8 protein-coding genes are annotated in these 12,308 nt (G+C 73.1%); 4 read left to right on the plus strand and 4 right to left on the minus strand.

Translation table 11 applies throughout. The features are described from left to right. Positions 1 to 120: 120 nt before the first annotated feature. Positions 121 to 2,238, plus strand: a complete 2,118-nt coding sequence (locus tag HT134_RS22480) for an ATP-binding protein (RefSeq protein WP_312888332.1) — start codon at positions 121 to 123, stop codon at positions 2,236 to 2,238. Positions 2,239 to 2,338: 100 nt separating this feature from the next. On the opposite strand, the gene HT134_RS22485 is transcribed toward HT134_RS22480, so the two are convergent. Continuing rightward, entirely contained in the window at positions 2,339 to 3,259 is a 921-nt protein-coding gene (locus HT134_RS22485) for a terpene synthase family protein (RefSeq protein ID WP_175602415.1), read from the minus strand. A 464-nt stretch (positions 3,260 to 3,723) separates the two neighbouring features. Between HT134_RS22485 and HT134_RS22490 the strand changes: the two genes are divergently transcribed. Next, a complete protein-coding gene (locus HT134_RS22490) occupies positions 3,724 to 4,626 on the plus strand; it encodes a proteasome assembly chaperone family protein (RefSeq protein ID WP_175602416.1) in 903 nt (300 codons plus the stop codon). 16 nt (positions 4,627 to 4,642) lie between these two features. After that, positions 4,643 to 5,683 carry a Gfo/Idh/MocA family oxidoreductase gene (locus HT134_RS22495; RefSeq protein ID WP_175602417.1) on the plus strand — a complete coding sequence of 347 codons (1,041 nt, stop codon included), beginning with the start codon at positions 4,643 to 4,645 and terminating at the stop codon, positions 5,681 to 5,683. A 48-nt stretch (positions 5,684 to 5,731) separates the two neighbouring features. Here HT134_RS22495 and HT134_RS22500 read toward each other — a convergent pair whose 3' ends face one another. Next, the gene (locus HT134_RS22500; protein ID WP_175602418.1) at positions 5,732 to 6,523 is read right to left on the minus strand and encodes a tyrosine-protein phosphatase; all 792 of its coding nucleotides are present in this window, start codon (positions 6,521 to 6,523) and stop codon (positions 5,732 to 5,734) included. Between the two features lie 64 nt (positions 6,524 to 6,587). Between HT134_RS22500 and HT134_RS22505 the strand changes: the two genes are divergently transcribed. Beyond that, a complete protein-coding gene (locus HT134_RS22505; RefSeq protein WP_175602419.1) occupies positions 6,588 to 7,460 on the plus strand; it encodes a hypothetical protein in 873 nt (290 codons plus the stop codon). 51 nt (positions 7,461 to 7,511) lie between these two features. On the opposite strand, the gene HT134_RS22510 is transcribed toward HT134_RS22505, so the two are convergent. Continuing rightward, the gene (locus HT134_RS22510) at positions 7,512 to 10,037 is read right to left on the minus strand and encodes an ATP-binding protein (protein WP_175602420.1); all 2,526 of its coding nucleotides are present in this window, start codon (positions 10,035 to 10,037) and stop codon (positions 7,512 to 7,514) included. A 129-nt stretch (positions 10,038 to 10,166) separates the two neighbouring features. After that, complete coding sequence (locus HT134_RS22515) at positions 10,167 to 12,266, minus strand: M6 family metalloprotease domain-containing protein (protein ID WP_312888334.1); 2,100 nt, start codon at positions 12,264 to 12,266, stop codon at positions 10,167 to 10,169. Positions 12,267 to 12,308: the final 42 nt, after the last annotated feature.

Genomic DNA, 12,308 nt, shown 5'->3' on the forward strand with positions numbered 1-12,308 from the left:
ACTCGCTCACGGCATACATGCTATCGAGACGTACAAACCTGACCCCTCGGGCCGCGCGGGAGGCCGGACATCGGCGGGCGGCGAGGGTACGATGCCAGGGCAGGTGTCGCCTACCCCCACGTGAGGCTGCCGATGGCCACCCCGACCGGCTGGCGGCGAGAGGGCAATCTGCCGGCGGAGCTCACGAGCTTCGTGGGGCGCACACGCCTTCTCGCCAACCTCAAGCGCCATCTCGGCGAGTCACGGCTGGTCACCGTGACCGGAATCGGCGGGGTCGGCAAGTCGCGCACCGTGCTGCGGCTGGCCCACCAGGTGCGCGCCCAGTACGAGGACGGCGTCTGGTTCGCCGACCTGGCCCGGCTGCAGGACTCCGGCATGGTCCGGCACACCATCGCCTCGGCGCTGGGCATCGCCGACCAGTCCTCGCGGGCCGCCTCCGAGACGCTGTCGGAGTGGGTCGGCGACCGCGACATGCTGCTCATCATCGACACCTGCGAGCACCTCGTGCAGGGCTGCGCCGAGCTGGTCGAGGAGCTGCTGGAGAGCAATCCCCGGCTGAAGGTGCTGGCCACCAGCCGCCAGTCGCTGCACCTGCCGTACGAGCACGTGGTGCCGGTGCCACCGCTCCAGGTGCCGGGCGACGACCCGGCGGAGAGCCTGTTCACCAACGAGTCGGTGCAGCTGTTCGCGGCGCGGGCCGGGGCCGTGGTGCCCGACTTCGTGCTCGACGAGCGCAACATCGGCGCGGTGGCCGAGCTGTGCCGGCGGCTCGACGGCATCCCGCTGGCCATCGAGCTGGCGGCCGTGCGCCTGCGCGCCCTGTCGGTGGAGCAGATCGTGGAGCTGCTGGCCGACCGGTTCAGCCTGCTGGCGGGCGCCAGCCGCACCGCGTTGCCGCGCCACCAGACGCTGCGGGCGGCGATCGGCTGGAGCCACGAGCTGTGCGACCCGGCGGAGCGGCTGCTGTGGGCGCGGCTGTCGGTGTTCGCCGGCGACTTCGAGCTGGACGCGGCGCGGTTCGTCTGCGCCGACGAGCGGCTGCCCGCCGAGCGCATCACCGACCTGGTGACCGGGCTGGTGGAGAAGTCGGTGCTGCTCATCCGGAGCAACCACGCGGGCGTGCGCTACAAACTGATCGACACGCTGGCCGAGTACGGCGAGGAGTGGCTGGACAAGCTGGGCGAGCGCGAGCGCATGCGCCAGCAGCACCTCGACTACTACCTGGCCCTCGCCCAGCGCGGCGAGGACGCGTGGTCCGGGCCGCGGCAGATCTACTGGTTCGTCCGGATGCGCCAGGAGCACGACAACGTGCGCGTCGCGCTGGAGCACGCGCTGCGCACGCCCGGCTCGGCGGCCCAGGCGCTGACGCTGCTGTCGTCGCTGTGGTTCATGTGGGTGTGCTGCGGCTTCGCCCGCGAGGGCCGCCTGTACCTGGAGCGGGCGCTGCACGCCAACCCGGGCGTGAGCAAGGAGCGCTGCAAGGCGCTGTGGGTGCTGTCGTACGTCCGCAGCGCCCAGGGCGACAGCGCGGGCGCCCTGGAGGCGGCCGAGCAGTGCAGCAGCGAGGCGGTCCGGGTCGGCGACTCCAAGGCCGTCATCCTCGCCTCGAAGATGCAGGGCACGGCGGCGCTGCTCCAGGGCGACCTGCAGAAGGCCAGCGCGCTGCTCGGCGTGGCGATCGAGTTCAACACCGACAACAAGGAGCTCAACCCGGGTCTGCTGCCCGCGATCGTCGAGCTGTCGCTGGTGCTGTCGTCGCAGGGCGAGCTGTACGAGGCCGAGTCGCTGCTGGTCGACTGCCTGCAGGTGTTCCGGGAGCGGGGCGAGCTGTGGGTCAGCTCGTACGCGCAGTGGGCGCTGTCGATCACCCGGCTGGCGACCCGGCGGACCAGCCAGGCGCTGGAGAGCGCCCGCGAGGGCGTGCGGATCAAGCGCTACTTCCACGACACGCTCGGCACGCTGCTCGGGCTGGAGACCATGGCCCGCATCTTCGCCGCCGACGAGCAGTTCGAGACGGCGGCCAAGCTCCTCGGCGCGCTGCAGCAGAACTGGCGCACGGCCGGCCTGCCGATGCTCGGCGCGCCGTTCCTGACCGGCGACCACGAGCGGTGCATCAAGGAGTGCCAGAAGGCGCTGGGCGAGGCGGCCTACCGGGCCGCCTTCGACGAGGGCGCGCGGCTCGACCTCGACGAGGTGTCCGCGCTCGCGCTGGGCGAGCTGGACACCCCGGACGCCTGACCCTCTGGCGGGCCTGCCCGGGGCGGGCGCCGGGCGACCCGCGCGGCCCCGGGCGGCCCCGGGGCGGGCGCCGGGCGACCGGCGCGGCCCCGGGCGGGCGTCAGACGACCCGCGGCCAGCGGGTGCCGGCGGGCCAGGCGTGCACGTAGCGGGCGCTGCCGAGCGAGAACGCGATGTGCCCCCGCACCCAGTTCTCCAGGCCGCGCACGTACTTGCGCACGGGCAGCGACGCCCACTGCTCCACGGCCGCGCGCCGCGCGACGAACGCGGTGATCGCGGCCTCGTGCATGCGCGCCACCTCCTCCAGGGCCTCCTGGAGGGTGAGGGCGCGGTGGGTGGCCAGCACCGTGACGAGGTTGTGCCGGGCCTTGTCGCGGCCGCGCTCCTTGGCGTAGGACAGCAGGTCGTTGTCCCAGCCGATGAGGTCGCACGCGAGGTCCGACAGGGCGCGCACGTCCGGGTGGTGCCACTCCTCCGCCTCGAGCCGGTAGCCGCCGCCCACGTCGATGAGCGCGAAGCAGGTGAAGGTGGCGCCGGTGATGCGGCGCATCAGGATGTAGTCGTCGGGCGTGGGGATGAGATCGACCTCCCGGTTGGCCGCCTCCCAGATCTGGGCGAACAGGTACTCCTTCACCGTGATGCGCCAGCGGTCCACCTGGGCGGGGGTGGCGACGTCCGACAGCCGGTGGAGCAGCTCGTCGAGCGCGGCCCCGAACGGGTCGGCGGGATCGGGCTTGCGGCGCCCGTCGACGATCTCCAGGAGCGGCGGCAGGGCACGGGCCAGCGCGGAGGCGCGGCATCCCATCCGTTCGCTCTCGCAGAAGGCGTCGTCGAACGCGAATAACCAGTTGTACCAGTCATTGATCAGCCGGAGGCTGTCACGGGGGACGGACGGATTCGTGCGGGCGGCCAGCAGGCCGATCTGGGAGCGCCGGAAGTGCTCGATGGTGTCGGCCCCGGCGAGCATGCTGGAGGCGGCCAGCCAGGCGTGGCTCTCCGCGTCGACCTCTGCGGCGTGCACGTTGATCTCGTTGGGGAACGGGCATGGCAGCGGGGGGATGCGGAGGGGTCGCCTCGTGAAGGGACGCGCAGAAGTAACCACTCATACAGCATGACGAGCTACAGTCCGAAAAACCACAGTCGATAACTTCCATGTCATTTTGGGATATTTAGCACTATTCCGCACTATTCACCCATTTGACGGAACCATTCATGGAATTCGTCGTGTGCGAACCTCCCGCGCCCGCGTCCCCCACCACCGCCAGGCGAATCCGGATCCGCGGCGCCCCGCGCGGACACGTATGCGGTCGCCGGCGTCACTCCCGTAGGTCGCCCACCGCAGCAAAGTGTCACCTTCGCCGTCGAACCTGGCCACCCGGACCCCGTCCGTCTGTCCCGTTCTGCCTCGATAGGGTGCCCTGCACGGAATCGTTCCGGCTCGCCGTGGGTTTCACCTGAGAGTAGCTAGGGAAAGGCTGTCCAACCGTGTTCGACCCGACGGATCTCTACAAGCTGGCCGACGACGTGCCGGAGCCGGCCGACCCGGTGCTGCTCTACCACTTCGAGGGCTTCGTGGACGCCGGAGGCGCCGGGCGGCTCGCGCTGGCGCACGTGCTCGACGGGCTGGAGCACCGGGTGGTGGCGCGCTTCGACGTGGACCGGCTGCTCGACTACCGCTCCCGGCGCCCGGTCATGACGTTCGACACCGACCGGTGGGTGTCCTGCGACATGCCCGAGCTGGCCGTGTACGCGGTGAAGGACGCCACCGGCGTGCCGTTCCTCGTGATGAACGGCCCGGAGCCGGACCGCGAGTGGGAGCTGTTCACCCGGGCCGTCGGCACGCTCGTCGAGCGGCTCGGCGTCAGCAGGCTCGTCACCGTCCACGGCATCCCGATGGCCGTGCCCCACACCCGCCCGCTCGGCGTCACCCCGCACGCCAGCCGGCCCGAACTGCTCAACGCCGACCAGACCAGCACGTTCGGCCGGGTCCAGGTGCCCGGCAGCGCCGCCGCGCTGCTCGAGTACCGCCTGGGCGCCGAGGGCCACGACGCGCTCGGCTACGCCGTCCACGTCCCCCACTACCTGGCCCAGGCCGAGTACCCCCAGGCCGCCGTGACCGCGCTGGAGGCCGTGACCCGCGGCACCGGGCTGGTCTTCCCCATGGACACCCTGCGCGAGGCCGCCCGGCGCACCACGGCCGAGATCGAGGAGCAGATCCAGGCGTCCACGGAGCTGTCGACCGCCATCTCCGGCCTGGAGCAGCAGTACGACGCGTTCGCCGGGGGCGCCGACCGCGAGAACCTCATGGCCGAGGCCGCGCAGATGCCCACGGGCGACGAGCTGGCCGCCCAGTTCGAACGCTTCCTCGCCGAACGCGACGACGAGTAGCCGTTAGGCTGGCCCGATGAGCGACATCCGGGTCGGCCTGATCGGATACGGCACGGCCGGCGCGTACTTCCACGCGCCGCTGATCCACGCCGCCGAGGGCCTGACGCTGGCGGCCGTGGTGACCCGCGACGCGGGCCGCGCCGCCGACGCCTCCGCCCGCTACGGCGCGCGCGCCGTGCCCTCCGCCGGCGAGCTGTGGGACCTGTGCGACCTCGTCGTCGTCGCCTCGCCCAACCGCACCCACGTGCCGCTGGCCACCGAGGCGCTCACGCGCGGCAAGCCGGTCGTCGTCGACAAGCCGCTCGCCCGCACCGCCGCCGAGGCCCGCGAGCTCGCCGCGCTGGCCGGCGAGCACGGCCTCATGCTGACCGTCTTCCAGAACCGCCGCTGGGACGGCGACTACCTCACCGTGCGCGAGCTGGTGAAGGGCGGCGCCCTCGGCGAGGTCCACCGCTTCGAGTCGCGCTTCGAACGCTGGCGGCCCCGGCCCAAGGGCGGCTGGCGCGAGACGGGCGGCGAGGAGGAGATCGGCGGCCTGCTCTACGACCTCGGCAGCCACCTGGTCGACCAGGCGATCGAGCTGTTCGGCCCGGTGCGCGAGGTCTACGCCGAGAGCGACGTGCGCCGCGCCGGCGTCTCCGGCGACGACGACACCTTCCTCGCCCTCACCCACGCCGGCGGCACCAGGTCACACCTGTGGGCCGGCGCGCTGGCCGCCCGGCCCGGCCCCCGGTTCCGGGTGCTCGGCTCGCTGGCCGCGTACGTCAAGGACGGCCTGGACGTGCAGGAGGAACGGCTGCGGGCCGGCGTGGCGCCGGACTCCCCGGGCTTCGGCGAGGAGCCCGAGGAGCGGTGGGGCACCCTCGGCGACACCGAGCGGCAGGGCATCGTGCCCACGCTGCCCGGCGCGTACCTCGACTTCTACCGGGGCGTCGCGGCCTGCCTGCGGGAGGGGGCGCCGCCGCCGGTCACGCCCGAGAGCGTGGCCGGCGCGCTGGCCGTCCTGGAGGCGGCCCGCCGCTCGGTGACCGAGCGGTCGGTCGTCACCCTCGCCTAGCCGCTCGCGCGGGGCGGCCCCGTCCCGCCTTGGTCGCCGCGCCCCGGCTCAGTCGCGCAGCCGGGCGCGCATCGCCTCGGTGTCCGCGGCCGTCCAGCCGTGCGCCCCCAGCCAGCCCATCGGCCCGCCGAACCGCTCGTCCAGCACCGACAGGAACTGCTGGATGTAGCGGGGGCGCGGCATGTGGTCGTCGGCCGGGCGCGAGTCCAGGTCGTCGCGGTACGTGCTGCTGGATCGCAGCCGCCGCAGCACCTGCTCCAGCCGCTCGCCCGTCGCCACGTAGTCCTCGACGATCGCCTGCCGGGTGACGCCCGCGGCCTCCAGCGCCAGCGCCGACAGCACGCCGGTGCGGTCCTTGCCGGCGGCGCAGTGGACCACGGCCGCGCCGTCGTCCAGCGTCATGGCCCGCAGCGCCGCCACCACCGAGTCGGGACGGTCGCGCAGGTAGCCGTAGTAGAACCCGGTCATCCGCAGGTCCTCGTCGAGCTGGCGCTCCTGCCAGGGCAGCACCTTGTCGGCGTCGATGGTGTCGGCCTCGACGTCGGTGTGCCTGCCGCCCTCGGCGAACAGCGTCAGATGGTGGTGGGTCACCTCCGGCACGCGGGCCAGCGGTCCCGGTCCTTCGAGGGTGACCTCGGCCGTCGAGCGGAGGTCCACGACGTGCCGCAGCTTGAGCTCGCCCACGAGGCGCGACACGTCGCGGTGGGTGAGCCCTTGGAGGTTGTCCGACCGCAAGATCCGGCCGTAACGGGTGACGCCTCCGTCGACGGTGGGCAGTCCGCCCAGGTCGCGGACGTTGACGGCGCCTTCCAGGTCGATCCATCTCGTCATCGCGTTCATCGCTTAGACCCTATATGTCCGCCAATCTTCAGCGGATTCAAGGTTCATAACGCAGCATGAACATATGGATCCACGCGCTCTGCCTCCCCGGGTGGTGATCGATCCAGCGCTGCCGCGGGACGTCTGGGCCCGGCTGTGGTCGGGGCCGCAGTTCCTCCGCATGGCGCGTACCGGTGTGGAGCCGAAGGCGTCCGGCGGTCGCGTCCTGCTCTTCCTCGTCCCGTGGATCGCCATGCTGGCCTACGTCGTCGGCGGCGCGTCCTCCGCGGCGATCATCGCGGGGATCATCGGCCTGATCGCGCTGCTGCGGTACGCCGGTGTGGCGGCCGGGCAGCACGACGTCCGGCAGCGGATACGGCTGGCGCGCCAGTACGCCGCGCACTACGTGCTGCCCGAGGACCTCGACTACCCGTGCCAGCGGCTGCTGCGCCGCGCCCAGGACGCCGTGGACGCCATCCTGTCGTCCACCGTGCAGCGGGCGGGGTTCATCGACACCATCGACAACCAGGTGACGCTGCCGGAGGAGGTGTGGCAGATCGCCCAGCGGCTGGCGCGGCTGTCGGCCATGCACGCGGAGCACCGCAGGCTCGTGCCCCGCGTCCTGCCCTCGGGCCTGGAGGACGCGTTCCGTCCGTACACGACGGCCCTGGACGCGGCCTGGACGTCGCTGGCGCGGCGGGTGCGGCACCTGGAGGAGTACGCGCGGCAGGTGACGCGCGCCGACCAGGTCTACCACGCGCACCAGCGGCTGGAGACGCTGGCCGCGCGCACGCCCGACTACCAGCGGCTGATCGCCGACACCGTCCGCGACGACCTGGCGCACCGGCACATCAGGGAGCTGGGCGAGCAGGCGCGGCAGGTGCGGCGGCTGTTCGAGGAGAGCGTGCTGCAGGCGCGCCGCACCGCGGGCGAGCTCCTGCGGACCCCGCTCACCTGAGCGCCCCTCCGACAGGACCCCGCTCACCTGGGCGTGCCGGGAAGCCGCGGGTCAGGTCTCCGCGCGGCGCAGGAGCTCCAGGGTGCGGCGCATGCCGGCCTCGTTGCCGAGGCTGCGGTAGATCTCGCGCGCCTCGCGCAGCGGGCCGACCGCGGCCCGCGCTCCCCCGGCGTCGAGGTGCGCCTCGCCGAGGTAGCGCAGGCTGAGCGCCATCCACCACCGGTCGTCCAGCTCCCGGAACGCCTCCATGGCCCGGCGCAGCTCCCGCTCCGACTCCTCGATGCGCCCGAGCCGGGCCAGCGCCCGCCCGGCGGACAGAGCGGTGCGGGCCACGCCCCACGAGTCGCCGAGCGCGGCCAGGATGTCCTCGGCCCGCCGGACGAAGTCCAGCTCGCGCAGCCCGTTGGCCGGGTCCCCCACCTCGCCGGCGGCGCGCAGGCAGCGCGCCTCCTCCCACAGCTCGCCGCGCTGCCGGAACATCTCGGCGGCCCGGCTCAGGCTGTGGCCGGCCCGGGTGAACCCGTCGAGCGCGGCCCGGTGCTCGCCGTCCCTGCGCAGGCCGCGCGCCTGGGCGGCCAGCACCTCGCCGTACGCGCGCAGCGTCTGCGCCTCGGAGTACCGGTGGCCGGAGCGCTCGAAGACCGCCAGCGAGTCCTCCAGCAGTTCCCTGGCCTCCTCCGGGCGCCGCTCGGCCAGCCGCAGCTCGGCCAGGTTGCGCTGGGTGCGGGCCATCCACCACTGGTCGTCCTCGGCCCGGAACGCGGCGATCGCCCCGGTCAGGTGCTCCTGGGCGCGGTCGAGGTGGCCGTCGGAGAACAGCGCCATGCCGATCGCCCGCCGGGCCCGCGCCGCCCACCACGTCTCGCCCAGCTCGGTGAACAGCTCCAGCGCCCGCTCGGCGTCGGCGCGGCCCAGCTCGTGTGCGCCGATCCCGCCCTGCACGGCGGCCCGGTCCAGCAGCGAGATGGCCAGCGCCCGCCGGTCGCCGGAGCGCAGCGCCGCCTCGCAGCCCAGCTCGGCGACCTCCCGCCAGTCGGCCCAGTAGGCGCGCAGCGAGTGGCAGAGGGAGCAGAACGCGCGGGCCAGCCCCCAGGTCAGCTCCCACAGCTCGTACTCCCGGGCCAGGCCGACCAGGGCGACCAGGCTGAGCCGTTCGGCGTTCAGCCAGTCGCCGGCGTGGACCTGGCCCTCGGCGCTGGAGCGGCGGCCGCCCCTGCTCCAGTCCTGCGGCCAGCGGTCCTGGGCGGCGGCCTCGGCGCGGCGGCGGTAGCCCGACAGCACCCGCTCGACCGCGTCGCGGCGCCGGCTCTCGTCCTCCTCGGCGGCCGGCTCGGCGGCGAAGACGCGGACCAGGTCGTGCAGCCGGTAGCGCATGGTCCCGGTCTGGTCGGTGCCGGAGCACTCGGCGAGCTGGGCGTCGATGAGCGCCTCTAGCTGGTCGGCGCCGTCGAGCACCGAGATGTCGAGCAGCTCGCCCGCCACCCAGCCGGGCACGTCGGGCACGGTGAGCGCCGACAGCAGCCGCAGCAGGCGGCGCTGCATGCCGGTGCAGTCGTCGTAGCTGAGCTGGACCGAGGCGCGCACGCTGGTGTCGACGGTCGGCGCGAGTTCGAGCTGGTCGAGGATGCGGCGCTCGTCGGCCAGCCGGTCGGCCATCTCGCGCAGCGTCCACTGCTCGCGGGTGGCCAGCCGCCCGCCGCAGATGCCGATGGCCAGCGGCAGCCGGTCGCACAGCCGGACGATCTCCTTGGCCGCGTCCAGGTCGTCCACGACCCGGGCGCTGCCCGCCAGCCGGGCCAGCAGCTCCACGCCCTGCGCCTCGCTGAACACGCCGAGCCGGGTGTCGTGCGTGGCGTTGAGGAACAGCGGCTGGCGCGAGGTGACCAGCACCGCGCAGCCGGGCTCGGCCGGGATGAGCGGCTTGACCTGGTCGGCGTTGTGCGCGTTGTCGAGGCCGATGAGGATGCGGCGGCCCTTGGTCCAGGTGAGCCAGAGCCGGCGCAGCTCGTCCAGGCCGCCGGGGTCGGTGGTGAGGCGGACGCCGAGCGCCCGCAGGAACCCGATCAGCACCTCCTCCGGGCGTACGGGGGCGCCCGCGCCGCCGCGCAGGTCGGCGTGCAGCCGCCCGTCGGGGAACCAGCCGGCGACCTCCTGGCCGAAGCGGGCCATGAGCGCGGACTTGCCGACGCCGCCCCTGCCGTACACGGACACGACGAGCGGCGGGGCGACGTCGCTCGCCCCGCGGCGGGCGGTGAAGACCTCGCGCAGCTCGGCCAGCGCCTCGGTGCGGCCGGTGAAGTGCTCCGGCACGGGCGGCCACTGGTCGGGGGCGCGGGAGGCGGGGTCGGCCCTGGCGGGCGCCTTGGGCTTGGACTCGGTGGTGGCCCAGGTGGTCAGGCCGACGAGGATCGCGGCGCCGGCCGTCACGCCGATCTTGGCGATGGGCGGGATGTCCCACTCCAGGGAGGCGGCCAGGATGCTGGCGGCCGCCGCGGCGAGCCCGGCCGCGACGGGCGCGGCCACGGGGATGCCCCGGCGCCGGGGCTCCGGCTTGTCGGCACGCCGGGGCTCCGGCATGTCGGCACGCCGGGGCTCCGGGTTGTCAGGCGGCTGCCCGGTCAACGGGACCTCTCTCTTCACGTCGTACCGTGCGAACACCGAGGGGGTACGGCCGGGTTCCGGCCGTACCCCGCGGACGTGCCCCTGCTACAGGCCGATCACGTGGCAGGTGGCGGTGGCCTTCTTGGCCGGGTCGCTCTCCGAGGTGGCGGTGAGCGTGACCGTGGCCAGCCGGTCGCCGCCGGAGGCGCGCACCGCGTTGACGGTCACGCCGGCCCGCTTGCCGAACGCGACCGAGGCGAGCTCGTTGGGCAGCTGGGCGGTCCAGCCCTTGCCCTTGACCTCCGCCTTGAGCCGGTAGACGTCGGAGCCGAGGTAGGCGCTGACGTCCTCGGGGTGCTGTCCCTGCGCCGGCGCGGCCTTGCCGGTGTTGACCAGCGGGAACGAGCAGCGCGCCACGTTGTGCCCGGACGGGGTGCCGGCGGCGGGCAGCAGCCGGACGCCGCGCCGCTGCGGGCCGGCGCCGTCGAGGGAGCGGACCGCCACCGTGTACGCCAGCACGCCCTCGCGGTCGCGCTGGACGTCGGTGACGTAGAAGTGCAGCCGGTTGGCCTGGTCCACGAACTCGTACTCGCTGCCCGAGTTCGTGCCCGCGTGGAACAGGGCGTCGGACAGCTGCCGGTAGTCGCCCATGGTGATCGGCACCTTGGTGCCGTCGGGCAGCACGTAGTCGGTCATGCCGATGTCCTGCGGGTTGGCGTCGACCACCCAGATGAACGGCGCCCGGTCCTGGTCCTTGGTCTTGGCCAGCAGCACGCCGGAGTCGGGGGTGAAGGAGTCGGTGCCCATGCGGTCGACGACCTCGACGGTGTAGTTGTCGTAGCCGCCGCCGTCGCACAGCGGGTCGGTCCTCGTGTCGCAGGCGGGGCTCTTGTCGCCGCTGCCGAACGCGATGTTCAGGCCCATCAGCCCGTCCGTGCCGGGCCGCACGGCGCGCGCCGTCACGCGGGCGGTCACCAGGCCCGACTGGGCGAGCGCGTCGCGGTTCAGGCTGAGCACGTTGCGGCCGTCGACCATCTCCAGCTTGATCTTGTTGCGCAGCATGTGCTGGGCGCCCATGGAGGAGCCGGAGGTCGGCGGGATCAGCCAGCGGCTGTGCGGGCCGCCGGGGCCGTTGAACGTGCCGCGGCTGAGCATGTCCCAGATGCCGGAGTAGGCGCGGCGCAGCGGCGTGCCGTACGGGTTGTTGTAGTTGTCGGCGACGCCCATGATGTGGCTCAGCTCGTGGGCGTAGACGGACATGCCGGAGCTCTCGGCCTGGACCGAGTCGACGCCGAAGCGGGCGTTGGGCCAGAACGTCGAGCCGGACTGCCAGGACGTCCAGTCGACGTAGCGGGTCTTGGACCAGTTGGGCAGGGCGGGGTCCGGCGGCCCCCACTCGTCGGGCACCGACGCCTTGTCCGGGAACTTCATCATCCCGAACTCCTGCCAGGTGGACGACTCGTCCTGGCCGGCGCTGAGGTAGAAGACGAAGTCGAACTGCTTGGCGGTCTCCTCGCCGACCGCGGCCAGCCAGGCGGCGTTGCCGTCGGCGCGCAGGTTGCGGTTGCAGGTGTCGCCGGCCGGGCAGGCGTCCGCCTGGTACTCCATGGCGTACTCGTGGTCCTTGCCGGGCATCGTGTACGGGCCGAAGCCGGTCAGCTCGACGCCGATGCGCCCGCCGGAGTCCTCCATCCAGTACTCGTGGATGGTGTGGCCCTTGTTGAGGGCGTTGGGGGTGTTGAGGAAGTCCTGGTAGAACTTCGCGACCTGGTCGCGGGGGATGTCGTGGGCCTCGGCGCTGGGGTTCTGGAAGATGGTCGAGCCCTTGGGCTGGGTGACCACGAACGGCTGGTTGGGGTAGTCGAGCAGCACCAGGGCGCCCTTGAAGGTGCGCTGGGAGCCCTTGACCGCCGGGTCGTTCCAGGTGGCGCCGGGGACCTTCGTGTAGTCCGACCACGTCATGTGGTCGGGGTTCTCCCAGTTCTGGGGGTCGATCGGCGGGATGTCGGCGGCGGGACGGGAGCGCAGCTCCTGGACGTCGGGGCCGTCCTGCTGCCATGGCTGCGTCTGGGGCCAGTGGGCCCGGCGCCAGGGGAGCTCGGGGTCGGAGGGGGGCGCGGCGGAAGCGGGGGTCGCCATCAGGCTCACCGGTACGAGGACCAGGGCGGTGAGGAGACCTCGTAACAGCTTCTTCGGGGCGTTCACGGATGGGACGCTATAGGCGATATTGACAGAGATCATCGCGCA

This window comes from Nonomuraea rhodomycinica, from assembly GCF_013363995.1.
Taxonomy (GTDB): Bacteria; Actinomycetota; Actinomycetes; order Streptosporangiales; family Streptosporangiaceae; genus Nonomuraea; species Nonomuraea rhodomycinica.

Coding starts and splice junctions, on each gene's coding strand:
- HT134_RS22505 (WP_175602419.1), top strand. CDS start 6,588: ATGGATCCACGCGCTCTGCCTCCCCGGGTGGTGATCGATCCAGCGCTG.
- HT134_RS22510 (WP_175602420.1), bottom strand. CDS start 10,037: ATGCCGGAGCCCCGGCGTGCCGACAAGCCGGAGCCCCGGCGCCGGGGC.
- HT134_RS22495 (WP_175602417.1), top strand. CDS start 4,643: ATGAGCGACATCCGGGTCGGCCTGATCGGATACGGCACGGCCGGCGCG.
- HT134_RS22500 (WP_175602418.1), bottom strand. CDS start 6,523: ATGAACGCGATGACGAGATGGATCGACCTGGAAGGCGCCGTCAACGTC.